The following is a 26,123-nucleotide window of genomic DNA, read 5'->3' as shown; positions in this document are numbered from 1 at the left end:
GACCGGGGCTTCAACTATTCTTGAACCGCCGGCCCAGCGCGCGATTGACCACGGACGCCGTAAACCTTAGTTTAGAACCATTCTAAACTAGGATGATTTTCTCATGCTTTCCCGTGTTTTCGGCTTCGGCCGCCGCCCCTTCGAATCGCTCTCCGAACAGGAGATCTTGGCGCTGGCCATTTCATCGGAGGAAGATGACGGGCGCATTTACCGGGCCTATGCGGACGGGCTGGCCGAGACTTTCCCGCAGTCGGCCAAACTGTTCGAAGCCATGGCCGAGGAGGAAGACGGCCATCGCGACTCGCTGATCGAACTCTTCCGCAAGCGCTTCGGCGAGCGCATTCCGTTGATCCGCCGTGAACATGTGAAGGGCTATTATGAGCGCAAGCCCGACTGGCTGGTGCGGCCGCTCGGCGTCGAGGCCGTGCGCCGCCAGGCCGAGGCGATGGAGCGACAGGCCTATCTGTTTTATGTCGAGGCGGCCAAGCGCACCACCGACGCCTCGACCCGCAAACTCCTCGGCGACCTGGCCGCGGCCGAACAGGGCCATGAAAGCTCGGCTCATGCGCTGGAGCAGACGCACGTACCGGGCGACGTGAAGGACGAAGAAGCCGCCGCCGAACAGCGCCAGTTCATCCTGACCTACGTGCAGCCCGGGCTGGCTGGTCTGATGGATGGATCGGTTTCGACGCTCGCGCCGATCTTCGCCGCCGCCTTTGCGACCCATGATACCTGGCAGACCTTTCTGGTCGGGCTGGCCGCCTCGATCGGCGCCGGCATTTCGATGGGCTTCACCGAGGTGGCGTCCGACGACGGCAAATTGTCGGGCAGGGGCTCGCCGGTAAAACGCGGCATCACCACCGGCGTCATGACGTCCGCGGGCGGGCTCGGCCACGCGCTGCCCTACCTCATCCCGCATTTCTGGACGGCCACCGCCGTTGCCGCCGTGGTGGTGTTCTTCGAATTGTGGGCCATCGCCTTCGTCCAGAACCGCTATATGCAGACCCCGTTCCTGCGCGCCGCCTTCCAGGTGGTACTGGGCGGCGCCCTGGTGTTCGCGGCCGGCGTGCTGATCGGGAATGCGTGAGGCGCGCCTCTTCCATCCCCCCTTGTGGGGGAAGGTGGCCTCGCGAAGCGAGGTCGGATGAGGGGTGTTCCAGGGAACACCAACGTCTCACTCCGCTGGAACACCCCTCATCCGTCTCGGCGCTGACGCGCCGATCCACCTTCTCCCACAAGGGGAGAAGGGAAGGCGCTACCCATTCACCGCCCGGCTGTCCGCCGGCGCCTCGTCCCTCGCGGCCAGCCCGTAGTCCCGCACCACATGGGCGATCCGCAATCTATAGCCGGCAAAGATACCGCCGCGCCCGGCCTGCTGCGCCTGCCGGTGTTCTTCCGTATTGCGCCAGGCCTTGACCGCCTCCTCGTCGCGCCAGAATGACAGCGACAGCACCCGGTTCTGGTCGGCCAGGCTCTGGAAGCGCTCGACGGAAATGAATCCATCGATGCCGTCGAGCAGCGGACGCAACTCGGCGGCGATGCCGAGATAAGCCTCGCGCCGGCCTTCCGCGGGCTGCACCTCGAAGATGACGGCGATCATACCTTCACCAGCGGCGCGTGCGGGCCGGACGCCAGTTTCAGGAACATGCGGTCCTCCTTGAGGATGAATCGTTCGCGGCGGGCGAACTCGTAGTTTGCCTTGCCGGCGGGGTCGGCGGCAAGCCGGGCGCGATAGGCTTCGTAGGCCGCCAGGTTTTCGATGTTGTAGGCGGCATAGGCCGTCGTGGCCGAGCCCTCGTGCGGCGCGAAATAGCCGATCAGATCGGCGCCGCAGCGCGGAATGGCCTGGCCCCAATTGCGGGCATATTCCTCGAAGGCGGCCTTGCCGAACGGGTCGATCTCATAGCGGATGAAGCAGGTGATGGTCATCTCGGTCTCCTCGGGGTTTGCAACGACGGTTCGAGGGCGGTCGAAACGTCACGCGCATCTCTGTGCTAGTCAGTCTGGTGTCAGGAGCCATCATGCCAGCTCCTTGAACTGGGCCGAGAATACTGGTTATCTGACAAGAATGTTTCGATGAGGATCAAACCATGCGCGAAGGACCCGATATTGCCCGCATCGCCAGCCTGGTCGGCGATCCGGCCCGCGCCAACATGCTGAACGCCCTGATGGGCGGCACGGCATTGACCGCGAGCGAACTGGCGCTGGAGGCCGGCGTGTCGTTGCCGACCGCGTCCTCGCATCTGTCGAAACTGATGGAGGGCGGACTGCTGACCGTGGCCAGCCAGGGCCGGCATCGCTATTACGGTCTGGCCGGCCCGCAAGTGGCCGGCATGATCGAAGCCATCACCGGCGTGGCCGAAGCCGTCGGCCCAAAGCGCGTGCGGCCGGGCCCCCGCGACGGCGCGATGCGCATCGCGCGCGTCTGCTACGATCATCTTGCCGGCGAACAGGCCGTTGCGATGCTGGATCGTCTTGTCGACAAGAACATATTGGTCCGCGACGGCCAGGAGATCAGGCTCGGCCCGTCCGCGGCCTCGCACTTCGCGGCGATCGGCATCGATGTCTACACCAAGCCTAGGCGGCCCGTGTGCCGCGCCTGCCTCGACTGGAGCGTGCGGCGCTCGCACCTCGCTGGAACGCTGGGCGCCGCGATCCTCGACAAGATCCTTGCCGAGAAATGGGCGCGCCGCGAGAAGGACAGTCGCGCGGTGGTATTTTCGCCGCCGGGCAAGCAGGCGTTCGAAAGGGTGTTTTTGGGATAAGAGGTCGGCGGCGCTCATTTTCGCAAAGCCGGCGGGACAGCGCGCCCCGGCGTCGAAAGTGTCGAATTACCCCCGCTTCAAAGCCTTCCCCTGCCTGAAAAAGTCCTTCCAGGGATCGGCTTCCGCCAGCTTCGCCAACGTCGTCTTGTCGCCGATCGGGAAGGCATTCGGCGCCAGGCCGGCCTCGATCTCGGGCCAGGTCACCGGCATGGACACCGTCGCGCCCTTCTTGGCCCGTGAGGAGTAAGGTGCGACGGTGGTCGCGCCGCTGCCATTGCGCAGATAGTCGACGAAGATTTTTCCCGTACGCGCCTTCTTCGACAGCGTCGCCGTGTAGCGGTCGGGGGCACCCTGCTCCAGCGCCCTGGCGAAATCATGGGCGAAGTCTTTGACTTCGGCCCAATCCGCCGACGGTTTCAGCGGCACGACGACATGAAAGCCCTTGCCGCCCGATGTCTTGACGAAATTGGGCAGCGACAGCTCGTCGAGCTTGCCCCTGATGTCGAGCGCCGCCTCGCGCACCGCCTTCACATCGACGCCCTCATCGGGGTCGAGGTCGAAGACGATCTGGTCCGGCTGTTCGAGCTTGTCGATCGTGCAGCCCCAGATGTGGATCTCGACCACACCATACTGGACGAGAGCCGCGACCCCGTCGAAATCCCGGATGAACAGGATTTCCTCGCCATCCCCGGGGTCCCTCATCCGGGCGATCTTGTCGCTCATTCCGGGGGAGGCGTGTTTCTGGAAGAAGCGCTGCCCGCCAACGCCGTCCGGCGCGCGCACCAGGCTTAGCGGCCGGTTGACGACGAACTGTTCCATGCGCGGCCAGACCAGCGCGTAATGGTCGAGCAGGTCCTGCTTCGATATCTTCTCGTCGGGCCACAAAAGCTTGTCGGGATGGGAGAGCTTTACGGAGGTCGTCATCCCGCCGGCAGGCCTACCGGCGCTGCTTGCCGCCGGCTTGGCCTTTGCCGGGCCCTTGCCTGTCGCTGGCTGGCCTGTCGCTGGCTTGCCTGTCGCCGCCTTCGGCTTTTCCTGCACGACTTCCTCCGCCGGCTTGTCCTCGCGCAGCCCCTGGAACGAAGCATGGCGTATTATACGGTCCGAGGTCCAGCTGCGAAACTCCACTTCGCCGACCAGTTCCGGCCTGACCCAGACAAGGCCCTTGCCTTTCGGCACCGCCGCATCGAAGGGCGAGGCGTCCGACGTCAGCGCATCGAGCCTCTTTTTCAGCTCGTTGGCGCCCTTGGTGGAGAAGCCGGTGCCGACCCGGCCGGCATAGTGCAGGCGGCCGTCTTCGTAATAGCCGACCAGCAGCGAACGCAGGCCGCGTCCCGTCTTGTCAGATGGCAGATAGCCGCCGATGACGAATTCCTGCCGCGCCGTGCACTTCGATTTGACCCATGCCGGACCGCGCCCGCCGCGGTAGGGCGCATCGGAGCGTTTTGAGACGACGCCTTCCAGCCCCATGCGGCAGGCATGTTCCAGCATGATCTTGCCGGGTTCGGCAAAATGGTCGGAGAAACGCACCGCCGCATTGTCGGCCTGCTCGCCGAGCAGGTCCTGCAAGGCCTGCTTGCGCTCGACCAGCGGTTCCCTTCGCAAATCCTTGCCGTCGAGCCGCATCAGGTCGAACACATAGTAGATGAACCGGTTCGTCCGCTTCGCCGACAGGTCCTGCTGCAGCAGCGCGAAGGACGACACGCCGCTGTCGGCCAGCACTACGATCTCCCCGTCGATGATAGCATCGCTGCATTTCAGCCCGGCGAGTTCGGCCGCGATCTCGCCGCCGAATTTTTCCGTCCAGTCGAGGCCGGTTCGGGTCAAGAGCCGCACGTCGGTGCCGGCGATCTGCGCCTGCATGCGATAGCCGTCGAACTTCACCTCATGCAGCCAGTCCTGGCCCGACGGTGCGTCCCGCTCCAGCGTGGCGAGCTGCGGTTCGATGAAGTCGAGTTTCCTGGCCCCGGCCTTGGCCTTGCCGGTGGCCGGCTTGTTCGAGTGCCAGACTTTGGGTTTCTCGCCCTTGGCCGCCTTGCCTTCGCCGACCTCCTCGATCGTCAGGCCTGATTTCACCGACTTCGGCTCGTCGTTGAGAATATCCTCGCCGGGGCGCGCGGCGGCATCGTCGGACTTGATCAGCAGCCAGTTGTCTCGTTTTTCGCCCGGGCGCGGCCGCAGCCGCACCAGATGCCATTTGCCACGCAGCTTGTGGCCCTCGAGTTCGAAGTTGATGTGCCCCTTCTTCATCATCTTCGCGGGATCGTCCTCGGGCGTCCAGGTTCCTTCGTCCCAGACGAGCACCGAGCCGCCGCCATATTCGCCCTTGGGGATGGTGCCTTCAAAGCCGGCATAGTCGATGGGATGATCCTCGACATGCACGGCCAGCCGCTTTTCGTGCGGGTCGAGGCTAGGACCGCGCGTCACCGCCCAGCTCCACAGCACGCCGTCATGCTCGAGGCGAAAATCGTAATGCAGCCTTGTCGCGGCATGCTTCTGGATCACGAAGATGCCGCCGCCCTTCTGCCCGCGCGTAACCTTGCCGGCCGGCTCCGCGGTCTTCTTGAAGTCGCGCTTCGAATGATACTGTTCGAGGCTTGCCATCTCGTATCCTCAGGCCGATTTGCGCTTCGGCGCAACGCTTTTCGCCTTGGCGCTTTTGGTCGCCGGCTTGGCTTTCGCCTGGGATGATGGTTTCGACGGGCCGGAGTCCGACGAGAGGCTCTTCTTCAGCGCGTCGAACAGATTGACGACGTTGGAGGGCTTGGGAGCGGCCTTGGCCTTCGGCGCCTTGTGCCCTGCCTTCTTGGCGCGGATCAGTTCGAGCAGGGCGTCCTCATATTTGTCCTCGAATTTCGACGGATCGAACTTCGCCTTCTTCTTGTCGATGATGAGTTCGGCGAGATAGGTCATCTCCTGGTCGGTCTTCACCGCCTTGATGTCGCCGAAGACGCTTTCCGGCTGGCGCACCGTGTTGTCGTAGCGCAGCGTCGTCAGCACCATGCCCTTGCCGAGCGGCTCGATGACCACGGGCCGTTCGCGGCTGTACAGAACGATGCGGGCAAGCCCCGCCATCTTCTTGCCCGCCATGGCGTCGCGGATGACGGCGAAGGCCTCTTCCGAAACCGTGTCGGCCGGCGCGACATAGTAAGGCGTGTCGAGATAGATCTGCTCGATCGAGGCCTTGTCGACGAAGCCGTCGAGGCTCATCGTGTGCGAGGATTCGATCTGCACCGCCTCGATCTCGTCCTCCTCTATACGGACGAAATCGCCCTTGTCGATCTCGTAGCCCTTGATCTCGTCGCCATCCTCGATCGGCTTGCCGGTCTCGGCATCGACGTAGATCCGCTTCACCGTATTGCCGGTCTTGCGGTTGAGGATACGGAACGAGACCTTCTCGGCATGGGTGACGACATTGGTCAGTTCGATGGCACACGTGACCAGCGAGAGCTTCAGATAGCCTTTCCAGGCCGGGCGCGGCGCCATGATGATTTCCCCTTGAGAAAGATCAGCTGGAACGGGCGACCACCCCGCTCGGTTCCAACGCGATCCGGCCGGCGCCGGCGCGGTTGCCGCCGGCCCCGGCTGTCAGCCCCTATTCGGCGGCTTGCAGGTTGATCTTGCTTTCCGCCATTTCGGTCAGCTTGCGATCCGTCGCCTGCTCTTCCCTGAGGTTCTTGGCCAGCACATTGGCGCAATCGCTGCGGCCGAGCTGTTTGGCCCAGGCGATCAAGGTGCCGTAGCGGGTCATCTCATAGTGCTCGACGGCCTGGGCGGACGCGATCAGCGCGGCGTCGAGAACATCCTTGTCGTCGACATCGCTGCTGACGTCGTCGGCCTCCTCGAGAATGCCGTCAATGGCCGGGCAGTTCACCGGCTTGGCCTTCACACCGTGCAGCTCGAACACTTCCTCGACGCGTTCGATATGGCCCTTGGTCTGTTCGAGATGTTTTTCGAAGCCGGCCTTCAATTGCGGATCGGTTGCCTTGCCGATCATCTTCGGCAACGCCTTCTCGATCTGCTTCTCGGCATAATAGATGTCGCGCAGCGTGTGCACGAAGAGATCGTCCAGTGTTTTGATGTCCTTCGAAAAGAAGCCCATGATTTCAGCCTTTCCATTGCTCTTGCTTTTGGCGGGAGTCCGGCCTGCCGGCGGGTAGCACCTGTGAGCCGGCAATGCCGTGATCCCAACGTCCGTTGCCCGGGCCGGTTCCGACCCCACCGGCCATCCGGCAAGGAAATTCCAGCGACGGTTCGAAAGTTGAAACAAAAGCGCGCCAAGGCGACATTCAAACGAAACATATGTGATGCAAAAGTCACACCAGCCGAAATGACGACAAGGAGCACCGAAACACCCCGAATCAGCCGCATTCCGGCCACGAAGCGACGGGTTTTCGACCAAAAATTAACATCGCGTTCACTGAGTATTCACGCCTTGATGCTATCGTTCTCGCAATTCGGAAGGGACATCCGAAAATCGGGACAGGGACCGGGTAAAATGAACTTCCTCACGCACCTCATCGGCTATGCCGCCGCCATCCGCGAATTCGTCGCGCCGACCTATCGGCCCGAGCGCTACTACATGCGCGGCCCCGGTCCGGCCTGCGCCCGTCGCGGCACCTCGCTGGGCGCGCACTGACCATGACTTTCGAGAGCCGCCACAACAGCCGCATCTGCAGGCCGGGTGCCTCGTCCCGCGCCACGACCTATCGCGCCGAACGTCCGGCCTTCGCCGGCAGACAGCGTGCGACATCGCCGCGTCTTTGAGACCGCCATCGGCTGGCTTAGTGTCACAGGACATAAGCAGCCGAGGCCAGCGTGACCGACCGTCCCAAGCCGCCTTCCCCATCCTTTGATGCAAGCCATCCGTGTACAGCTTCCAGCCATTGCCGGTGGCGCCGGAGGCGGCGAGCATGACGCGACGCCGCGCGCCCATTTTGGGCGCATAAATCCACCAGCCATCTCACCGCACCTTCCGGCGGCTCCATGCCGGCCCCCGAGCCTTTGAAACGCATGCCCGCTTGCACAAGGCGCGGCCGGAGACGAAAGTTTTTTCCGCAACCTGTCGAAATCGGCCACCGCCGCGCGACATACGTCTGGCCCCGCAAGGACGCGGCCCTCGAAACCACGGGAGAAGACCCATGCGATACATGCTTTTGATCAACAACGACGAAGCCGTGCTGGCGAACACGCCGATCGAGAAAGCCCAGCAGATGAGCGCGGCCTATGCCGCCTATACCGAGGCGTTGAAGAAGTCTGGCGCGTGGCTGGCCGGCGAAAGGCTGCGTCCGACCCAGGCGACCACCTCGGTGCGGATCGCCGACGGCAAGACCAACGTGATCGACGGCCCCTATGCCGACACCAAGGAGCAGCTTGCCGGCTTCTACATGATCGAGGCGGCCGACATCGATACCGCCATCGACTGGGCGGCACGCTGTCCGGCGGCCAGCACCGGCACGGTCGAGCTGCGGCCGATCTGGGAAATGGCCGACTATATGCCCAAGAAGTAACGGCGTGATGGACAGTCGCCCGGAGATCGCCCGGGCGGTCGCCGAGGCCGCCGCCCGGCAGAGCTATGGCAAGCTGGTCGCCTGGCTCGCCGCGCGCACGCGCGACGTGGCCGCCGCCGAGGATGCGCTGGCCGACGCCTTTGCCGCGGCGCTCGAACGCTGGCCGCGCTCCGGCGTGCCTGAAAAGCCGGAAGCCTGGTTGCTCGCCGTGGCCAGGCGGCGGCGTGTCGATGCGGTGCGGCGGCGGCTGACCAGCGAAGCCGGCCGTGACCATCTCAAGCTGATTGCCGAGGAGACGGAGGCGCGCATGACCGACGAGGACCTGCCCGACGAACGATTGCGGCTGATGTTCGCCTGCGCCCATCCGGCGATCGAACCCGGCGTGCGGGCGCCGCTGATCCTGCAGACCATCCTCGGCTTCGATGCCGCCACGATCGCTTCCGCCTTCCTGCTCTCGCCGGCCACGATGGGCCAGCGCCTGGTGCGCGCCAAGAGCCGCATCCGCGAGACCGGCATTCCGTTCCGCGTGCCGGAGCGGGCCGAACTCGGTGAAAGGCTGGATGCGGTGCTGGAGGCGATCTACGCCGCTTTCGCCGAGGGCTGGTCAGATCCGACCGGTACCGAGACGCGGCACCGCAACCTCGCCACCGAAGGCATCTGGCTCGGCCGGCTGGTGGCCTCGCTGCTGCCGGACGAGCCGGAGGCGCTGGGCCTGCTGTCACTGATGCTGTTCGCCGAGGCGCGCCGCGCGGCGCGTCGCGACACGGCCGGGGACTATGTGCCGCTCGCCGAGCAGGACCATGCATTATGGGATCATGCCCTGGTCGACGAGGCCGAAGCATGTCTTCGCGGCGCCGCCGCCAAGGGCGTCATCGGCCGCTACCAGCTGGAGGCGGCGGTGCAGTCCGTCCATGCGGCGCGGCGGCTCACCGGTCGCACCGACTGGATCGCGATTCGCGAACTCTACGACGCGCTGTTTTCGATTGCGGGATCGCCGGTGGTGGCGATCAACCGCGCGGTGGCGATCGCCGAGACCGAGGGCGCGGTGGCGGGGTTGGCCGCCCTTTACGTGCTGGGTGACGACAAGCGGCTCAATGACTATCAGCCCTACTGGGCCGCGCGTGCCGGTCTCCTGGCCAGACTCGGCCAGGGACCCCAGGCGGTCGAGGCCTATGATCGCGCGATCGGCCTCGAGCGCGACCCGGCGGTGCGCCGCTTCCTGCAGGCAAAACGCACCGCGCTTATACAGTGAGGTCGCGGAGCGCGGGCGGCTTTTCGGCCGTTCAGGCCGGCCACATCTCGTGCGAGGTGTTGAGCGTCTTCATAAGCGGGTGCTGGCGCAACCGCGCCCACAGGCGTTCGATATCAGGCCAGGCCGCCCGCGCCCTGTCGATGTCGGGATGCCAGGCCACCAGCATGACGAGATAGATGTCGGCCAGCGACATCTGATCGCCGACGAGCCAGTCGCGGCCGCGCAAGGCGGCATCGACGACTGTAAAAGCGCGGTCCATCTCGGCGACCGCAGCCTGTTTCACCGCCTTCGTACCCTCGGCATCCGCCGTGTAGCGATGGGCATAGTAGAGCCGCAGCACCGCCGGGTAGAGCACGGAGGACATGAACGCCATCCAGCGCAGGAACTCCGCGCGCGCCGGTTCCTCGGCCGCCGGCGCCAGGCCGGCCTGTGGGTGGCGTTCGGCGAGCAGGATGCAGATCGCCGCCGATTCGGTGACCGAGCGCCCGTCCGGCAAGGTCAGCACCGGCACCTGGTTCAACGGGCTGATGGCGAGAAAGGCCGGATCGGGCGCCTCGTTCTTCGGCACGTCGATCTGTTCGAAAGGCGCATCGATCAGCGCCAGCGCCGCCTCGACGACGAAACCGCCGCTGCCGGGGCGCGTGTAGAGCTTGTACATGAAATCCTCCCCCGGCCCGAACCAGGGCCGCTGGAGGTTTGCACCGGAGCAGCGGTCTGCTCAAGTCGGGTACGGCGCGCCACGGCAGGTTTTTCTGCGGGCCAGGCTCACGGGGCCTTTCCTTCTCCCCTTGTGGGAGAAGGTGGCCTCGCGAAGCGAGGTCGGATGAGGGGTGCTCCAGGGAACACCCACGTCTCACTCCGCTGGAACACCCCTCATCCGTCGCCTTCGGCGACACCTTCTCCCACAAGGGGAGAAGGAAAGACGGGAGTTCGAAACCCTAAGCCCCAAGCCCCTCGAACAGGATCGTCGACAAATAGCGCTCGGCGAAATCGGGGATGACCACGACCAGGGTCTTGCCCTTGTTCTCCGGCCGCGAACCGACGACGATCGCTGCCTGCAGCGCCGCGCCCGACGAGATGCCGACCGGCACGCCCTCGAGGCGGGCGATGAGGCGCGCATTGGCGACGGAATCCTCGTTCGAGACCTTGACGATCTCGTCATAGACCGTGGTGTCGAGGATCTTGGGCGCGAAGCCGGCGCCGATGCCCTGGATCTTGTGCGGGCCAGGCTGGCCGCCCGACAGCACCGGCGAGGCATCCGGTTCGACGGCGACGACATGCAGCGCGGGCTTGCGCTTCTTCAACACCTGGCCGACGCCGGTGATGGTGCCGCCTGTGCCGATGCCGGCGACGAAGATGTCGATCTCGCCCTGCGTGTCGTTCCAGATTTCCTCCGCTGTCGTCTTGCGATGGATTTCCGGATTGGCCGGGTTTTCGAACTGCTGCGGAATGATGGCGTTGGGGATCGTCGCGGCCAGTTCGTCGGCCTTGGCGATGGCGCCCTTCATGCCTTTCGGGCCTTCGGTCAGCACCAGTTCGGCGCCGAGCAGCGCCAGCATCTTGCGGCGCTCGACCGACATCGTCTCCGGCATGGTCAGGATCAGCTTGTAGCCCTTGGCGGCGGCGGCGAAGGCCAGCGCGATGCCGGTGTTGCCCGATGTCGGTTCGATCAGCGTGGTCTTGCCGGGCGTGATCTTGCCGGCTGCCTCCAGCGCCTCGATCATCGCCACGCCGATACGGTCCTTGACCGAGGCGATTGGATTGAAGAATTCGAGCTTGGCGACCAGATTGGCGACGATGCCCTTTTCCTTGGCGAACTTGTCTAGCCGTACCAATGGCGTATCGCCGATCGTGTCGGTGATGGAATTGTAGATGCGGCCGCGGCCGGGCACGCGGGCGGAAGTGACGGGCTTGTTCATTGGTTTCGCTCCCTGGATTTCAGGCAATTGGCAGTAGCCGACAGAATAGGGCTTTCAACCGCGCAAGATAGGCTGCGGCTCGAAAATATCCGAGGGGGGCGTGTTCTGAAAACGCCTAGCCCTCGGAAAGGCATTTCTCGAAACAGCCGGGCCACGGAATGGTTTGGCCGAAACGACCTACTGACGAGCAGCGATCGCCGCCGCCGCGCCAACCATGAAGGCGCCGGCGGTGCGGTTCAGCACCTTGAGCGCGCGCGGCGACTTCAGGAACCAGCGTGCCTTGGCGGCGAGTGCCAGGTAGGGCACCAGCACGACGAACAGGACGACCACCGTCAGTGCGACGAGAATGCCGTAATCGGCAAGCGTGATCGTCTTCAGGTCGACGATGGTCGGCGTGATGGCGAGGTAGAAGATCATCGTCTTTGGATTGCCGAGCGTCACGGTGAGCCCGGCGGCGAAGCTCGACAGCAATCCGCCCTTGCCCTTCCTGGCTTCGATGGTTTCGGGCGTGATGCCGGCGGTCCAGAAGCGCCAGCCGAGGAAGGCGAGATAGGCGACGCCGGCCCATTTGATCGCCAGGAAAACCATGCCGAATTCCTGTGCGACGAAGGCGAGGCCGAGCACCACGGCCGTCAGATAGATGAGGTCGCCGAGCATCAGGCCGAAGGACATGGCCAGCGAAGAGCGAAAGCCCGAGCCCAGCGCACGCGCGACCAGGGCGGTGATGCCGGGGCCGGGAATGGCGGCGGCGATGCCGAGAGCGGCGCTGTAGGCAAGGAACCCGGTGAGGGTCATGGTGTCGGCGTCCAAGGGCGAGTATGCCCTTGTCGCACGAGGCGGGCTCCGGGAGAACGCCCTGCGCGCGGGATTCGCTTACACCAGACGGCAATGGTCCGGCCGCAAGGACGGGTCAGGATCGGCCGCCGCTATAAGTCACGCGCCAGATCGTGCCGTTGCCGTCTTCGCTCACGATCAACGATCCGTCGCCGGCCACCGCCACGCCCACGGGCCGGCCCCAGACCTCGCCATTGGAGGCGACGAAGCCGGTCATGAAATCCTCATATTCCCCGGTCGGCTTGCCGTCCTTGAACAGGAGGCGGACGATCTTGTAGCCGGTCCTGTTGCCGCGGTTCCAGGAGCCGTGCAGGGTCACGAAGGCATCGCCTCGATACTCCGGCGGAAAGCTTTTGCCATCATAGAACGCGATGTTGAGCGGCGCCGAATGCGCCTGCATCAGCACGTCGGGAATATCAGCCTTGCCGGCGAGGTCGGGGCGCTCGCCCTTGTGGCGCGGGTCCTCATTGTTGCCGATGTAATACCAGGGCCAGCCATAGAAGGCGCCTTCCCTGACCGATGTCGCGTATTCGGCCGGCACATTGTCGCCGAGTGCGTCGCGTTCGTTGACGACGCACCACGGCGCGCCGGTTGCCGGCTGCACGGTCATGCCCGAACAGTTACGCAGCCCGGTGGCGACGACGCGGCCGTTCTTGCCGTCGGGGTCGAAGGCTCGCACCTCGGCCCGGCCCGCTTCGGAACCCCAACTGGCGCCGAGCGGCTTCGACTTGACCCAGGCATCGAGCCCGCCTCTGGGTCTTTTGCCCATATCCTCGGCGACATTCGAGCCGGAGCCGACGGAGAGGTAAAGTGTCTTGCCGTCGGGCGAGAAGGCGATGTCGCGCGTCCAGTGGTGATTCGCCGGAATGTTGTCGACGATGGTTTGCGGGTCACCCGAGGCCTTCAGGTCGCCATTGCGATAGGCAAAGCGCACGATGCTGTCGCTGTTGGCGACATAGACCCATTGCGGGTCGTTGCCCAAGGGATAGAAGGCAATGCCATAGGGCTGGTTGAGGCCGCCGGCGAAGATGCCGTTTTCGGCGGGTTTCGCGCTGTCCTTCGTCAGGCGATAGACGCGGATCTGGTTGGCTTCGCTGTCGGCGACGAACAGGTCGCCGTTCGGCGCGACGCGCACGACGCGCGGATTGTCGATCCCCGAGGCGATCAGCTCGGCCGAAAACCCGGACGGCAGGCGTGGCTTCGCATTCGCCGGCATGTCGACAATGCCTGCGCCGTTCGAGGCGGATTTGGTGGCATAGGGTTTAGGCAGGTCTTCCGGCTTGATCAGCCGGCGTACACCGGGCCTGTCCGCCCGCCAGTCGCCGAAAGCCGCCGCGCCTTTGAGCGCAGGCTGATCGGCCTGCTGGGCGAGAGCCGCGGTCGTGAGAAACAGTGCGGACATCGCCAGTCCGGCCAATCGCATCATTTCCTCCACTCGATCGTGAAGGAAATTAACGATCGGTCTGTCCCTGGGTTCCGTCACGCACGATGGTTCGAAGCAAACGTCAGGAATCAGGTCCCGGCAGCGTAAAAATCGTCATCCAGGCGTTTTTCCAGGGCAACGAGATCGGCGGGCAACGGCAGGCCCATGGCGCGCATTTCGCGCAGTTTTTCGCGCAGCTGTTCCTGAATTTCGTGCTGGTCCTCCGGTTGGTTGACCATCTCTTCGAGCAGCAGACTGATCTGGGCCTTTAATGATTCCAGCGCCATTCTTTTTCTCCTTTGCGGCCTGTCTCGATTTTAGGACCTTAGCGCAGCATGCGGGAAATCAGCTGCGCCGTGTAATCCACCATCGGCACGATGCGGGCATAGTTGAGCCGGGTCGGGCCGATGACGCCGAGCGCGCCGACGACGCGCGCGTCCTTGTCGCGATAGGGCGCCACCACCAGCGATGAGCCCGACAGCGAGAACAGCTTGTTTTCCGAACCGATGAAGATGCGCACGCCCGATCCCTCCTCGGCGAGGTCGAGCAGCTGGATCAGCCCGTCCTGCGTCTCCATGTCCTCGAACAGATGGCGCAGCAATTCGATGTCGGCCTGGGCGGTGACGTTTTCGAGCAGATTGGCGCGGCCGCGCACGATGAGCCGCGCCGGCAGGCCGCTTTCGGCGCCCGCCCACACCGCCAGTCCCTTCTCGACGAGGTCCTGCGACAGCGTGTCGAGCGCTGCCCTCGTCTCTTCCTTGATGCGGGCGATCTCGGAGCGCGCCTCGGCCAAAGTGCGGCCGCGAATATGGGCGTTGAGGAAATTCGAGGCCTCGTGCAGTTGCGAGACCGTGATGCCGGCCGGCAGGTCGACGACGCGGTTTTCGACATCGCCATTCTGCGACACCAGCACGGCCAGCGCCTTGGTCGGCTCCAGCTGGATGAATTCGATATGCTTCAGCGCCACCTCGTTCTTGGCGGCCAGCACCAGGCCGGCGCCGCGCGACATGCCCGACAGCATCTGGCTGGCCTCGGTCAGCATGTGCTCCAGCGTCGCGCCCGAGCCGGAGGCCCGTACCTGCGCCTCGATGGTGCGGCGCTCCTCGTCGGAAAGGTCGCCGAGTTCCATGAAGGCGTCGACGAAGAAACGCAGGCCGGCCTGCGTCGGCAGACGCCCGGCCGAAATGTGCGGCGCGTAGATCAGCCCGAGATGCTCGAGGTCGCTCATCACGTTGCGGATTGTGGCCGGCGACAGCGAGGACGGCAGGATGCGCGACAGGCTGCGCGAGCCCACGGGTTCGCCATCCCTGAGGTAGGAATCGACGATGCGCCGGAAGATGTCGCGCGAGCGCATGTCGAGCGATTGAAGCGCGGGCGACCGCGACGCGGGATCGACTGCCTTGGTCATTGCGGCCAAAAACCTCCGGCTCAAGGATATAGACTTCCGTTACCCGCGCGCAACCCGGTGTCTGTGTCAGATCACCCGGTGCCTGTGCCAGATCACCCGGTGCTGGATCGCTCGGCCATTTTCCTTTGCGCCATGGGCTTGGTGGGGCTACAAGCCGGCCACGATTCCGAAAAATGACTGGAAAGAAGCCTGAATGCGCCCCTCCAAACGCCAATTCGACGAAATGCGCGCCATCTCCTTCGAGCGCGGCGTCTCCAAGCATGCCGAAGGCTCGTGCCTGGTGAAATTCGGCGACACGCATGTCCTGTGCACCGCGAGCCTCGAGGAAAAGGTGCCGGGCTGGATGCGCAATTCCGGCAAGGGCTGGGTCACGGCCGAATACGGCATGCTGCCGCGCTCGACCGGCGAGCGCATGCGTCGCGAGGCTTCCGCCGGCAAGCAAGGCGGCCGCACGCTGGAAATTCAGCGCCTCATCGGCCGTTCCCTGCGCGCCGTGGTCGACCTGCAGGCGCTGGGTGAACAGCAGATCACCGTCGACTGCGACGTCATCCAGGCCGATGGCGGCACCCGCACCGCTTCGATCACCGGCGGCTGGGTGGCGCTCCATGACTGCCTGCGCTGGATGGAAGCGCGGCAGATGGCCAGCGTTTCGAAGGTGCTGAAGGATCATGTCGCGGCGATTTCCTGCGGCATTCACGACGGCCAGCCGGTCATCGATCTCGACTATATCGAGGATTCCTCGGCCGGCACCGACGCAAATTTCGTCATGACCGGCAAGGGCGGCATCGTCGAGATCCAGGGCACCGCCGAGGGCGAGCCCTTTTCCGAGGCGCAGTTCGCGGACTTGATGGGATTGGCCAAGAAGGGCATTTCCCGGTTGGTTAGCCTGCAGCAGATGGCGGTGGCGTAGGATTTTGATGCCGAGCCTGGGCGCCCCCCTCTGGCCTGCCGGCCATCTCCCCCACGAGGGGGGAGATTGGCAGTTTGGCTGGCCGTGCCTGCCCTTCAACGTTGAAAAGTGGCGAAAGCGACTGATACAGCCAATCTCCCCCCTCGTGGGGGAGATGCCCGGCAGGGCAGAGGGGGGCGCCTCGTGACACCTTCCGCAATCCTGGAATCGGCCCTCTACGTCACCGACCTGCCTGCCGCCGAGCGCTTCTACACCGACATCCTCGGCCTCATCCTCCTCGGCAAGGTCGAAGGCCGCCACCTCTTCTTCCGCTGCGGCCCGTGCGTTCTGCTCATCTTCAACGCCGAGGCGACCAAAATTCCGCCCGCACCGGACGCGAAGCTGAAAGTACCGCCGCACGGCGCGGTTGGCGAAGGCCATCTGTGCTTTGCCGCAACCGCCGCTGAAATCGACGGCTGGAAAGCCCAACTTCAAGCGAAGAAAATCGCCATCGAAAGCGAATTCGAATGGCCGCAAGGTGGCCGTTCGATCTATATACGCGACCCCTCGGGCAATTCGATCGAATTCGCCGAGCCGAGAATCTGGGGCCTTTGATGCATTCACTCCATGGCAAGAAGATCGTCGTCGCCAGCCACAATGAAGGCAAGCTGCGCGAATTCGCCGACCTGATGGGTCCGTTCGGCTTCGAGGCGAAGTCGGCCAAGGAGTATGGCCTGCCCGAACCGGACGAGACCGGCACCACCTTCGAGGAAAACGCCTACATCAAGGCCTTCGCGGCCGCGAAGGCGACCGGCCTGCCGGCGCTGTCGGACGATTCCGGCCTCTGCGTCGACGCGCTCGATGGCGCGCCAGGCGTCTACACCGCCAACTGGGCCGAGACGCCGGAAGGATCGCGCGATTTCGCCATGGCCATGCAGCGCACCGAAGTGGCGCTGCAGGAAGTCAGCGCGGCCACGCCCGAACGGCGCACGGGCCGTTTCGTCGCCGTCATCTGCCTCGCCTTTCCCGACGGCGAGGCCGAATATTATCGCGGCGAGGCCGAGGGCACTCTGGTCTGGCCGCCGCGCGGCGAGCTCGGCTTCGGCTACGATCCAGTGTTCATGCCCAATGGCTTCGACAAAACCTTCGGCGAGATGAATGCGGAGGAAAAGCACGGCTGGAAGCCAGGCCAGGCGACGGCGCTGTCGCACCGCGCCCGCGCCTTCCAGAAATTCGCGCGCGCTCGGCTCGGTTCGGAATGATCGGGTCCAGCACCACCATGGCGCTCGACCACAGTCCCGGCTTCGGCGTCTACGTGCATTGGCCGTTCTGCGCAGCCAAATGCCCCTATTGCGACTTCAACAGCCATGTCCGCCACCAGCCGGTCGACCAGGAGCGCTTTGCCGCCGCATTCGAGGCCGAGCTTGCGACGATGCGCCAGCGCACCGGACCGCGCGAAGTGACCAGCATCTTCCTCGGCGGCGGCACGCCGTCGCTGATGAAGCCGGAAACGGTGGCCAGGGTTCTGGACGCGGTGGCCAAGAACTGGACGGTGCCTGACGGTATCGAGGTGACGCTCGAGGCCAACCCGTCCTCGGTCGAGGCGGAGCGGTTTCGTGGTTACCGGATCGCGGGGGTCAACCGCGTCTCGCTCGGCGTGCAGGCCCTGAACGACAAGGATCTGCGCTTCCTCGGCCGGCTGCACAATGTCGAGGAAGCCCTGCACGCCATCGGGCTCGCGCGCGAAATCTTTCCGCGCCTGTCCTTCGACCTGATCTATGCGCGCCCGGGACAGACGCCCGAGGATTGGCAGGCGGAACTCGAACAGGCGATCGGCCATGCCGCCGACCATCTGTCGCTTTACCAGCTGACCATCGAGGAAGGCACGCCTTTCCATGCGCTGCACGCGGCGAAGAAATTCACCATTCCCGACAACGACCACGCCGCCGACCTCTATGCGCTGACGCAGGAGATCACGTCGGCGCATGGTTTGCCGGCTTATGAGATTTCCAATCACGCGCGGCCAGGCGCCGAGAGCCGGCACAATCTGACTTACTGGCGCTACGGCGAATATGTCGGCGTCGGCCCCGGCGCGCATGGCCGCTTCGTCGAGAACGGCCATCGGGTGGTGACGATTGCTGAGAGAATGCCGGAAACCTGGGCCAACCTGGTCGAGGCCAAGGGCCATGGCATAACCGGCGGCGAGCTCCTGACTCGCTCCGAAGAGGCCGACGAATTCCTGCTGATGGGGCTCAGGCTCGCCGAAGGCATCGACCTCACCCGCTACGAAGCGTTTTCCGGGCGCGGCCTGTCGAGCGCGCGGCTGTCGGTGCTGCAAGGCGAGGGGCTGGTGGCGCCGATCGGCAACACGCGGCTGCGCGCCACGCCCGCCGGCATGATCGTGCTCGACGCCGTGGTGGCGGACCTGGCGCGCTGAGCATGATCCCGAAAAGTGGGACCCGGTTTTCCGACAAGATCATGCTCACACTGAAAAGCACCACTCATTGAAAAACATCCTCTTCGTCTGCAGTCAGAACCGCTTGCGCAGCCCGACCGCCGAGCAGGTGTATTCCACGCGGCGCGACATCGAAGTCGCCTCGGCCGGCACCAATCATGATGCCGATACGCCGCTGACGCACGAACTGGTCGCCTGGGCCGACATCATTTTTGTCATGGAGAAAACCCACCGCACGAAGCTGCAGAAGAAATTCAAGGCCAGTCTGAAGGCGGCCAAGGTGATCTGCCTCGATATTCCGGACGACTACGAATTCATGGACCCGGAGCTGATCGAGCTTCTGAAAGCGCGCGTTTCACGATATCTGGACTGAGCGCCTGGCCCAGCGTTCGCCACCTTGGGCGGCCGCCTCGCCGATCTGAATCAGATCAGGCGTCGTGTTTGTGGCGGTGCTTTCCGCGCTCTTTCTCGGCGTGCGCCTCGCCGTTCCGGACTGGCTTTGCGTTGTCCTTGTCGCGGCGGCCACGGTGCTGGTCGCCCAAAGAGGGCAGGGGTGCGCCGTTGCGGGCGTTTTTCGTTTCAAGACGGGTGATGAAGATATCGAAGCGATTGGGCATCGTCCGGTCAGTGCTCCGTCGTGCTGTCGGGTTTGTTGTCGGAAAGTCTGACATTGGTCGGCAAGGCACTCGCGGCCTGCTTGGTCAGGCTGGTGTCGTTCCGGGCTGGCAGCCGCTTGTCCTGGCGTGCGGCAATCCGGCTGCGACCGGCATAGTAGGGCGCGAAAGCGTCCTGAATCGTCAGGCTGTCCATTCCTGTCCTCCCCAAGGGAATCAGGGGCTAAATCTGCCAAAACCGGTTTCGTTCCCTACTGTGGCGAAGGAATGGCGGCCACCTTACATCGGCGTGAGTTTTGCAAGCCGGCGCCAGCCATGCCAAACAAGTTTTGGCAGGCCAAACAAGTTTTGGCAGGCCAAACAGGATTTGGCAGGCCAAACAGGCTTGAACGGAGACGGCATCGGTGACTGGCGAGACGGGCAAGCGCAGCTATGTGGTCGGGCAGACCGAAATCGCGGCCCGCCCGCTCGATCCGGCGCTTTATCTGGTGGCGACGCCGATCGGCAATCTGGCCGACATCACGCTGCGCGCGCTGGAGACGCTGGCCGCCGCCGACATCGTCGCCTGCGAGGACACGCGCGTGTCGCGGGTGCTGCTCGACCGCTACGGCATCCGCCGACGCACCACGGCCTATCACGAGCACAATGCCGGCGAGGCGGGGCCGAAGTTGATCGCGGCACTTGCGGCAGGACAGAGCGTGGCGCTGATTTCCGATGCCGGCACGCCGCTGGTTTCCGATCCCGGCTACCGGCTGGTCGGCGAGGCGCTCGACCAGGGCATTCGCGTCGTACCGATTCCCGGCCCGTCGGCGCCGCTTGCCGCGCTGACGGCGTCGGGCCTGCCGTCCGACGCCTTCCTGTTCGCCGGCTTTTTGCCGGTCAAGGTTGGTCAGAGGCTGTCGCGGCTGGAGGCGCTGAGGGCGGTACCGGCGACGCTGATATTCTTCGAATCACCGCGCCGGCTGGCCGAATCGCTCGGCGCCATGGTCGAGGCGCTGGGCGGCGAGCGCAAAGCCGCCATCGGCCGGGAACTGACCAAGACATTCGAGGAAATCCGCACCGGCACGCTGCGGGCGCTTGCCGATCATTACGCGGCGGCGGACACGCCGAAGGGCGAGATCGTCGTCTGCATCGGCCCCGCCGAGGCCAAGGCCGACGAACCGGAAGACATCGACCGCCTGCTTTTGTCGCTTGCCGCTGAAATGCCGGCCTCCAAGGCGGCGGCGGAAGCCGCGAAAATGACCGGCGGCCAGAAGCAGGCGCTCTACCGGCGGCTGCTCGAACTTAGAGAAGGCCGCGATGGTTGAGCGCCCGAGCGCCAGCCGTCAAAAGGCCTACCGGCGCGGCCATCGCGGCGAATGGCTGGCGGCTGTAGCGCTGATGCTGAAAGGCTACCGGATCCTGGCGCGCCGCCATCGCACCCGCTTCGGCGAGATCGACCTGATCGCCCGGCGCGGCGATCTGGTGCTGTTCGTCGAGGTCAAGGCACGCCGCACGCTGATCGAGGCCATGGAGGCAATCGGCCACGAATCGGAGCGCCGCATCGAGGGCGCGGCCGACATCTGGCTGTCGCGCCAGCCGGACTATGGCAGGCTGTCGATGCGCTTCGACATGGTCGCCGTGCTGCCCTGGCGTTGGCCCGTGCATGTCCCGAATGCGTTTTATGGGAGGAGCTAGGCTCGTTGCCGGAGGCAATCCATTCGTTGAAGTTAGTGCTGCCCCTCATCGCCCTGCCGGGCACTTCTCCCCGTATAGGGACGGGGAGAAGGGAGATGGCCGCAGCGACGGCGACCTTCCTGCAATCGTTGTAGTTGGCGAAATCGCCGATGACAGCGCCCCTCTCCCCGTCCCTGTGCGGGGAGAGGATGCCGGCAGGCAGGTGAGGGGCAGCGCTAACGTTCGGCGGCTCCAACCGAACCGGTCGCTGCAATCACCCCCAGATCATCAGCGCCACCAGCCCGACGACACCCACCACCAGCCGCCACCAGCCGAACAGCGAGTAGCCGTTGCGCGAGACGTAATCGAGCAGGAGGCGCACCACGAACAGCGCCGTGACGAAGGCGGCGACGAAGCCTATGGCGATGATCGGCAGGTCGGCCGAGGTCAGCACGTTGCGGTTCTTGAACAGGTCGAAGGCGAAGGCGCCGACCATGGTCGGGATGGCAAGGAAGAAGGAAAATTCCGCCGCCGCCCGCTTGTCGACGCCCAGAAGCAGCGCGCCGACGATGGTCGAGCCCGAGCGCGAGGTGCCGGGGATCAACGACAGGCACTGGAACAGGCCGATCTGCAGGTAAAGCCGGGTCGGAAACCGCTCGACGTCGCGATAGACGGGCTTGAGGTTCATGCGGTCGACCACCAGCAGCACCACGCCGCCGATGATCAGCATGATGCAGATCAGTCGTGGCGATTCGAACAGCACCGTCTTGATGAAGTCGTGCGCCAGCGCGCCGATGATCGCGGCCGGCAGGAAGGCGATGAGGATGCCGATGACGAAATGCCGCGTCAGCCGGTCATGCGGCAGGTCGAGCAGCATCTGCCACAGCCGCCGGAAATAGACGCTCAGGATCGCCAGGATGGCGCCGAGCTGGATCAGGATCTCGAAGGCCTTGCCGGTCGACTGGAAGCCGAGGAAATGGCCGGCGAGCAGGATATGGCCGGTCGAGGACACCGGTATGAATTCGGTCAACCCCTCCAGCAGGCCGAGCAGCAGGGCTTCGACGATGGTCTGGCTTTCCATTTCTACCTCGGCATTGGCGTGATGGCTAACGGAATGGCTTGCTTGTCATGGCGCCGAAGTGCCCCTATAGGTCGCAACACCCCTGACGGCCCGCAAACCGGGCGGCCAAGACTTACCGGTGCGCCCGGCGATTCGCCAGTCCACACTCGTGCGCTTTATCATCGCGGAACCATGCTGACGCTTTTCCACCATCCCATGTTCGCCACCTGCCGCTTCGTCCGCCTCGCCTTTGGCGAGTATGGCGAGGAGCTGGCGCTGATCGAGGAAAAGCCGTGGACGCGGCGCAAGGAGTTCCTGGCGCTGAACCCGGCCGGCACGCTGCCGATCCTGCTGGCCGAGGGCGACGTGCCGATCATCGGCGCGACGGTGATCTCGGAATATCTCGACGAGACGCGCGGTGTGCTGAAGCGCGACAAGCGGCTGTTCGCCGAGGATCCGATGCAGCGCGCCGAAATCCGCCGGCTGATCGACTGGTATCTCAACAAGGCCGAAAGCGAGGTCACCCGCCACCTGGTGCGCGAGCGCGTGCTGAAGCCGGTGATGCCGGAAACCGCGGGCGGCGGCTCGCCCGATTCGGGCGCCATCCGCGCCGCGCGCGCCAACATCCGCCAGCACATGAAATACACCAACTGGCTGGCCGGCACCCGTCACTGGCTGGCCGGTGGCAGGGTCACCTATGCCGATCTCGCGGCCGCCGCGACGCTGTCGGTGCTCGACTATCTCGGCGAGATCGACTGGCGCGAACATCCCGCTGCGCGCGAATGGTACACGCGGGTGAAGTCGCGGCCTTCGTTCCGGCCGCTCTTGACCGACCGCGTGCGCGGCCTGTCGCCGGTGTCGCACTATGCGGACCTCGACTTCTGACGCGGCAAAACTGCGTGCGCTGATCGACGCGGAGGCACGGCGCGCCGGCTTCGATGCCGTCGCCGTCACCGCTCCCGATGCGATCCCGCTGGCGCCGGCCCGGCTTGCCGAATTCGTCGCCGACGGGTTTCATGGCTCCATGGCGTGGATCGCCGAGACGATCGCGCGCCGCAGCGAGCCTTCGACGCTTTGGCCCGACGTGCGCGCGATCATCGTGCTGGCCATGAATTACGGGCCTGACCAGGATCCGCGCGACGTGCTGGCCAGGCGCGATCGCGGCGCGATCTCGGTCTACGCGAAAAACCGCGACTATCACGAGGTGATGAAGGGCCGGCTGAAGGAGATCGCCGGCAAGATCGTCGCGCGCGCCGGCGGCGACGTCAAAGTCTTCGTCGATACGGCGCCCGTCATGGAAAAGCCGTTGGCCGAAGCGGCGGGCCTCGGCTGGCAGGGCAAGCACACCAATCTGGTCAGCCGCCAGCACGGCTCCTGGCTGTTCCTCGGCACCATCTTCACCACGGCAGAACTCGTACCGGACCGGGCCGAGATCGACCATTGCGGCTCCTGCCGCGCCTGCCTCGACGCCTGCCCGACCGATGCGTTCCCCGCGCCTTATAGGCTCGATGCGCGGCGCTGCATCTCCTACCTCACCATCGAGAACAAGGGGCCGATCCCGCATGAATTCCGCGAGGCGATCGGCAACCGCATCTATGGCTGCGACGACTGCCTCGCCGCTTGCCCGTGGAACAAGTTCGCCAGCGCCGCGTCCGAGGCCAAGCTCGCCGCGCGCGACGATTTGCGCGAGCCTGCGCTCGCCGACCTTTTGGCCCTCCACGATGCTGCCTTCCGCGCCTTCTTTTCCGGTTCGCCGATCAAACGCATCGGCCGCGACCGCTTTGTCCGCAACGTGCTGATTGCCGCCGGCAATTCCGGCGAGGCCGTGCTTGCCGGCATCGTCCGGGATCTGCTCGGCGACGCCTCGCCGCTGGTGCGGGGCGCGGCAATTTGGGCGCTGGCGCGGCTGGTGCCGGAAACCGAATATGCCGAACGGGCCGCGAACGGCCTGGAAACCGAGGACGACGCTGTGGTGCGCGACGAATGGCGCCTGGCGCGGCCAACCAGGACGCATGCATGAGCGAAAAACAGGTCTTCATCTTTGGCGCCGGCTATTCGGGCAAGGCTTTTGCCCGCGCCAACCCGGATGGTGCCAAGATCATCGGCACGACGCGATCGGCGGAGAAATTGGAGGCGCTGCGCCAGGCCGGCATCGCCCCGCTGCTGTTCGACGGTAAGTTGACGAGCGACATCGGCGAAGTGCTGGAGAAAACCACGCATCTGGTGATCTCGGTCGCCCCGGAAGACGCCGGCGATCCTGTGCTGAATGCCGCCCGCGAGGCAATCGCAGGGATGCCTGATCTGGAGTGGATCGGCTATCTCTCTACAGTCGGCGTCTATGGCGACTATGGTGGTGCCTGGGTCGATGAAACGGCCGTGTGCCGGCCGGTATCAAAGCGTTCGGTCATGCGGGTCGAGGCCGAGCAAGCCTGGCAGAAGCTCGGCCGGGAAATCGACCGGCCGGTGGCGATCCTGCGGCTCTCCGGCATCTACGGTCCGGGCCGCAACGCGCTGGTCAATCTGGAGAACGGTACCGCGAGGCGGCTGGTCAAGCCGGACCAGGTGTTCAACCGCGTCCATTGTAACGACATATCAGGCGCGCTCTGGCATCTGATCGCCGGCAATAGGGGTGGCATCTTCAACGTCACCGACGATGAGCCGGGACCGCCGCAGGATGTCGTCGCCTATGCCGCATCGCTGATGGGTATCGAGGCGCCGCCCGAAATTCCGTTCGAGACCGCCCAACTTTCGCCCATGGCGCGGTCCTTCTATGGCGAGAACAAGCGGGTCGCCAACGCGGCGATCAAGGCGGCGGGCTATCGGTTTCGCTTTCCCGACTACCGCGCCGCCCTCGACCATATGTGGGCAAGCGGCGACTGGCGCGACGGCGCGCCGCGCAGCCCGATGAAGGGACAAGCAATTCCAGGAAAAGTGTGAAACGGTTTTTCGTCCGGAATTGCGCCAAAAGGTTAGAGCGATCGAAGCGTCGCATGTTGCGTGCTATGATTCGGGCTTGGGGTTTGGTGGGATCCGATTTCATGAAGACAGCGACGCGGTCGTCTTTTGGCAAGAGATCACTGCTGGCGGCCGCCCTTGGCTTGCTTGCCCTGACCGGTCTCGCGCAGCCGGCAGCGGCCGAGGAGCGGGCGAAAGACCTGTTCGGTGCGGAGAAGCTGCCGACGGCCACCGCCCCGCAATCCTTCGGCTTCTATTCCAAGGGCTGTTTTGCCGGCGGCGTCGCCATTCCGATGGATGGCCCGACCTGGCAGGTGATGCGGCCTTCGCGCAACCGCCGCTGGGGCCATCCGGCGTTGATCGCGCTGATCGAGAAACTGTCGCGCGATGCCGTCGCCGATGGCTGGCCGGGCCTGCTGATCGGCGACATCGCGCAGCCGCGCGGCGGCCCGATGCTGACCGGCCATGCCTCGCACCAGATCGGGCTCGACGCCGACATCTGGCTGACACCGATGCCCGACCGCACGATGACCAGGGCGCAGCGCGAGACCATGAGCGCCACGCTGATGGTCGACGACAAGACCCATCTGGTGAAGGATGCGCTGTGGACGCCGCAGCACACGGCGATGCTGAAGCGCGCGGCGAGCTACCCGCAAGTCGAGCGCATCCTGGTCAATCCGGGCATCAAGAAAAAGCTCTGTGACACGGTCAAGGGCGACCGTACCTGGCTGCGCAAGATCCGGCCGTTCTGGGGCCATGACTACCATTTCCACATGCGCATCGGCTGCCAGCCCGGTTCGCCCACCTGCAAGGGGCAGGAAGCGACGCCGGATGATGACGGTTGCGGCAAGCCGCTGGCCTGGTGGTTCACGCAGGAGCCGTGGCGGCCCAACAAGAACCCCGATGCGCCCAAGGCCCGCGACCTGATGACGATGGCCAACCTGCCCAAGGAATGCCGCGCCGTGCTCGACGCGCCCGGGCCCGCCTCGGCCGAGGCGGCGACCTATAACGGTAGCGCTGTGCCGGTCGCGGTGGCGGCGCCCGAACCCGAAGCGCCGTCGCTGCCCGCCACCACGGCCAGCAGCACGGAAGGCCTGCCAAGCGCGTTGAACGCCTTCACCGCGACACCCGAAGTAGGCGTGCCGGTGCCGCGTCCACGGCCGCCGGGGAATTGACGATTGATTGCCGAGGTCGGTGCTGCCCCTCATCGCCCTGCCGGGCACTTCTCCCCGTATAGGGACGGGGAGAAGGAGGCTGTGTCCGAACCGGATAGATAGGTAACAGAATGGACCGATAGCATGGGTGACAGTTTTCTTGTCCGCCGGGAGGACCGGCGATGGTTTGGCGAGAAACTGGGATCATGGACGAGCGGCTACGGTTTGT

General features: G+C 64.9%; 30 protein-coding genes. 16 read left to right on the top strand and 14 right to left on the bottom strand.

The genetic code is table 11. The features are described 5' to 3' along the window. Nucleotides 1-103 precede the first annotated feature (103 nt). The gene (gene mbfA, locus EN808_RS32205; protein ID WP_127280439.1) at nt 104-1,087 is read left to right on the top strand and encodes an iron exporter MbfA; all 984 of its coding nucleotides are present in this window, start codon (nt 104-106) and stop codon (nt 1,085-1,087) included. A gap of 168 nt (nt 1,088-1,255) precedes the next feature. On the opposite strand, the gene EN808_RS32200 is transcribed toward mbfA, so the two are convergent. Then, entirely contained in the window at nt 1,256-1,600 is a 345-nt protein-coding gene (locus EN808_RS32200) for an antibiotic biosynthesis monooxygenase (RefSeq protein WP_135917995.1), read from the bottom strand. Further along, on the bottom strand, nt 1,597-1,929 hold the full coding sequence (locus tag EN808_RS32195) for an NIPSNAP family protein (RefSeq protein WP_127279421.1): 333 nt from the start codon (nt 1,927-1,929) through the stop codon (nt 1,597-1,599). The genes EN808_RS32200 and EN808_RS32195 overlap by 4 nt, the downstream gene beginning before the upstream one ends. A 161-nt stretch (nt 1,930-2,090) precedes the next feature. Between EN808_RS32195 and EN808_RS32190 the strand changes: the two genes are divergently transcribed. Continuing rightward, nucleotides 2,091-2,765 (top strand): winged helix-turn-helix domain-containing protein, encoded by a 675-nt coding sequence (locus EN808_RS32190; RefSeq protein ID WP_127871080.1) that lies wholly within the window; start codon nt 2,091-2,093, stop codon nt 2,763-2,765. A 66-nt stretch (nt 2,766-2,831) separates the two neighbouring features. Here EN808_RS32190 and ligD read toward each other — a convergent pair whose 3' ends face one another. From ligD to EN808_RS32175, 3 genes are all read right to left on the bottom strand, one after another. Beyond that, a complete protein-coding gene (gene ligD / locus EN808_RS32185; RefSeq protein WP_135917994.1) occupies nt 2,832-5,369 on the bottom strand; it encodes a DNA ligase D in 2,538 nt (845 codons plus the stop codon). Nucleotides 5,370-5,378: 9 nt separating this feature from the next. Then, a complete protein-coding gene (locus tag EN808_RS32180; RefSeq protein ID WP_135917993.1) occupies nt 5,379-6,251 on the bottom strand; it encodes a Ku protein in 873 nt (290 codons plus the stop codon). A 109-nt stretch (nt 6,252-6,360) separates the two neighbouring features. Continuing rightward, nucleotides 6,361-6,867 (bottom strand): ferritin-like domain-containing protein, encoded by a 507-nt coding sequence (locus tag EN808_RS32175; RefSeq protein WP_135884251.1) that lies wholly within the window; start codon nt 6,865-6,867, stop codon nt 6,361-6,363. A gap of 396 nt (nt 6,868-7,263) precedes the next feature. On the opposite strand from EN808_RS32175, the gene EN808_RS32170 reads away from it, so the two are divergent. The 3 genes from EN808_RS32170 to EN808_RS32155 all read left to right on the top strand — a co-directional run bounded on the left by EN808_RS32170 (nt 7,264) and on the right by EN808_RS32155 (nt 9,527). Next, nucleotides 7,264-7,404, top strand: coding sequence for a hypothetical protein (locus EN808_RS32170; protein ID WP_013892047.1), 141 nt, complete (start codon nt 7,264-7,266; stop codon nt 7,402-7,404). A 502-nt stretch (nt 7,405-7,906) separates the two neighbouring features. Further along, nucleotides 7,907-8,275 carry a YciI family protein gene (locus tag EN808_RS32160; protein ID WP_135884249.1) on the top strand — a complete coding sequence of 123 codons (369 nt, stop codon included), beginning with the start codon at nt 7,907-7,909 and terminating at the stop codon, nt 8,273-8,275. 7 nt (nt 8,276-8,282) lie between these two features. Continuing rightward, nucleotides 8,283-9,527 carry an RNA polymerase sigma factor gene (locus tag EN808_RS32155; protein ID WP_135918018.1) on the top strand — a complete coding sequence of 415 codons (1,245 nt, stop codon included), beginning with the start codon at nt 8,283-8,285 and terminating at the stop codon, nt 9,525-9,527. Between the two features lie 31 nt (nt 9,528-9,558). Here EN808_RS32155 and EN808_RS32150 read toward each other — a convergent pair whose 3' ends face one another. The 6 genes from EN808_RS32150 to hrcA form a co-directional block, all read right to left on the bottom strand. After that, nucleotides 9,559-10,185, bottom strand: a complete 627-nt coding sequence (locus EN808_RS32150) for a glutathione S-transferase family protein (protein WP_135917992.1) — start codon at nt 10,183-10,185, stop codon at nt 9,559-9,561. Nucleotides 10,186-10,465: 280 nt separating this feature from the next. Further along, entirely contained in the window at nt 10,466-11,446 is a 981-nt protein-coding gene (gene cysK / locus EN808_RS32145) for a cysteine synthase A (RefSeq protein WP_127871084.1), read from the bottom strand. A gap of 177 nt (nt 11,447-11,623) precedes the next feature. Further along, nucleotides 11,624-12,241 (bottom strand): LysE family translocator, encoded by a 618-nt coding sequence (locus tag EN808_RS32140; RefSeq protein WP_135917991.1) that lies wholly within the window; start codon nt 12,239-12,241, stop codon nt 11,624-11,626. A gap of 115 nt (nt 12,242-12,356) precedes the next feature. Beyond that, nucleotides 12,357-13,706, bottom strand: a complete 1,350-nt coding sequence (locus tag EN808_RS32135; protein ID WP_135862892.1) for a sorbosone dehydrogenase family protein — start codon at nt 13,704-13,706, stop codon at nt 12,357-12,359. A gap of 86 nt (nt 13,707-13,792) precedes the next feature. After that, nucleotides 13,793-13,990 carry a hypothetical protein gene (locus tag EN808_RS32130; protein ID WP_135917990.1) on the bottom strand — a complete coding sequence of 66 codons (198 nt, stop codon included), beginning with the start codon at nt 13,988-13,990 and terminating at the stop codon, nt 13,793-13,795. Nucleotides 13,991-14,028: 38 nt separating this feature from the next. After that, a complete protein-coding gene (gene hrcA / locus EN808_RS32125) occupies nt 14,029-15,111 on the bottom strand; it encodes a heat-inducible transcriptional repressor HrcA (RefSeq protein ID WP_135917989.1) in 1,083 nt (360 codons plus the stop codon). A 193-nt stretch (nt 15,112-15,304) separates the two neighbouring features. Between hrcA and rph the strand changes: the two genes are divergently transcribed. From rph to EN808_RS32095, 5 genes are all read left to right on the top strand, one after another. Further along, nucleotides 15,305-16,021, top strand: a complete 717-nt coding sequence (gene rph, locus EN808_RS32120) for a ribonuclease PH (RefSeq protein WP_127277911.1) — start codon at nt 15,305-15,307, stop codon at nt 16,019-16,021. Nucleotides 16,022-16,204: 183 nt separating this feature from the next. After that, entirely contained in the window at nt 16,205-16,615 is a 411-nt protein-coding gene (locus EN808_RS32110; protein ID WP_135917988.1) for a VOC family protein, read from the top strand. Beyond that, nucleotides 16,615-17,262, top strand: coding sequence for an RdgB/HAM1 family non-canonical purine NTP pyrophosphatase (gene rdgB / locus EN808_RS32105; protein WP_135917987.1), 648 nt, complete (start codon nt 16,615-16,617; stop codon nt 17,260-17,262). The genes EN808_RS32110 and rdgB overlap by 1 nt, the downstream gene beginning before the upstream one ends. Further along, the gene (hemW, locus tag EN808_RS32100; protein WP_135917986.1) at nt 17,259-18,437 is read left to right on the top strand and encodes a radical SAM family heme chaperone HemW; all 1,179 of its coding nucleotides are present in this window, start codon (nt 17,259-17,261) and stop codon (nt 18,435-18,437) included. Before rdgB ends, hemW begins: the two co-directional genes overlap by 4 nt. Before the next feature lie 67 nt (nt 18,438-18,504). Next, nucleotides 18,505-18,828, top strand: a complete 324-nt coding sequence (locus EN808_RS32095) for a low molecular weight protein tyrosine phosphatase family protein (protein WP_135862887.1) — start codon at nt 18,505-18,507, stop codon at nt 18,826-18,828. Nucleotides 18,829-18,883: 55 nt separating this feature from the next. Here the strand turns inward: EN808_RS32095 and EN808_RS32090 are convergent, their stop codons facing one another. Next, entirely contained in the window at nt 18,884-19,072 is a 189-nt protein-coding gene (locus EN808_RS32090) for a hypothetical protein (protein ID WP_127871090.1), read from the bottom strand. A gap of 7 nt (nt 19,073-19,079) precedes the next feature. Beyond that, complete coding sequence (locus tag EN808_RS32085; protein WP_127871091.1) at nt 19,080-19,265, bottom strand: hypothetical protein; 186 nt, start codon at nt 19,263-19,265, stop codon at nt 19,080-19,082. Nucleotides 19,266-19,473: 208 nt separating this feature from the next. Here EN808_RS32085 and rsmI point away from each other — a divergent pair, with 208 nt between their 5' ends. Next, nucleotides 19,474-20,376, top strand: a complete 903-nt coding sequence (gene rsmI / locus EN808_RS32080) for a 16S rRNA (cytidine(1402)-2'-O)-methyltransferase (protein WP_135862885.1) — start codon at nt 19,474-19,476, stop codon at nt 20,374-20,376. After that, nucleotides 20,369-20,746 carry a YraN family protein gene (locus tag EN808_RS32075; protein ID WP_135862882.1) on the top strand — a complete coding sequence of 126 codons (378 nt, stop codon included), beginning with the start codon at nt 20,369-20,371 and terminating at the stop codon, nt 20,744-20,746. The genes rsmI and EN808_RS32075 overlap by 8 nt, the downstream gene beginning before the upstream one ends. A 253-nt stretch (nt 20,747-20,999) precedes the next feature. On the opposite strand, the gene EN808_RS32065 is transcribed toward EN808_RS32075, so the two are convergent. After that, the gene (locus tag EN808_RS32065) at nt 21,000-21,806 is read right to left on the bottom strand and encodes an undecaprenyl-diphosphate phosphatase (RefSeq protein ID WP_135862880.1); all 807 of its coding nucleotides are present in this window, start codon (nt 21,804-21,806) and stop codon (nt 21,000-21,002) included. A gap of 171 nt (nt 21,807-21,977) precedes the next feature. Between EN808_RS32065 and EN808_RS32060 the strand changes: the two genes are divergently transcribed. From EN808_RS32060 to mepA, 4 genes are all read left to right on the top strand, one after another. Then, the gene (locus EN808_RS32060) at nt 21,978-22,670 is read left to right on the top strand and encodes a glutathione S-transferase family protein (protein ID WP_015314714.1); all 693 of its coding nucleotides are present in this window, start codon (nt 21,978-21,980) and stop codon (nt 22,668-22,670) included. After that, a complete protein-coding gene (queG, locus tag EN808_RS32055) occupies nt 22,651-23,805 on the top strand; it encodes a tRNA epoxyqueuosine(34) reductase QueG (RefSeq protein ID WP_135862876.1) in 1,155 nt (384 codons plus the stop codon). The genes EN808_RS32060 and queG overlap by 20 nt, the downstream gene beginning before the upstream one ends. After that, nucleotides 23,802-24,722, top strand: coding sequence for an SDR family NAD(P)-dependent oxidoreductase (locus EN808_RS32050; protein ID WP_135917985.1), 921 nt, complete (start codon nt 23,802-23,804; stop codon nt 24,720-24,722). The genes queG and EN808_RS32050 overlap by 4 nt, the downstream gene beginning before the upstream one ends. A gap of 101 nt (nt 24,723-24,823) precedes the next feature. Continuing rightward, nucleotides 24,824-25,915 (top strand): penicillin-insensitive murein endopeptidase, encoded by a 1,092-nt coding sequence (mepA, locus tag EN808_RS32045; protein WP_135917984.1) that lies wholly within the window; start codon nt 24,824-24,826, stop codon nt 25,913-25,915. Nucleotides 25,916-26,123 lie beyond the last annotated feature (208 nt).

The organism is Mesorhizobium sp. M8A.F.Ca.ET.165.01.1.1, from assembly GCF_004792065.1.
Classification (GTDB): domain Bacteria; phylum Pseudomonadota; class Alphaproteobacteria; order Rhizobiales; family Rhizobiaceae; genus Mesorhizobium.
The sequence above is the reverse complement of the archived record's forward strand: the minus strand, read 5'-3'. Positions and strand labels throughout refer to the sequence as shown.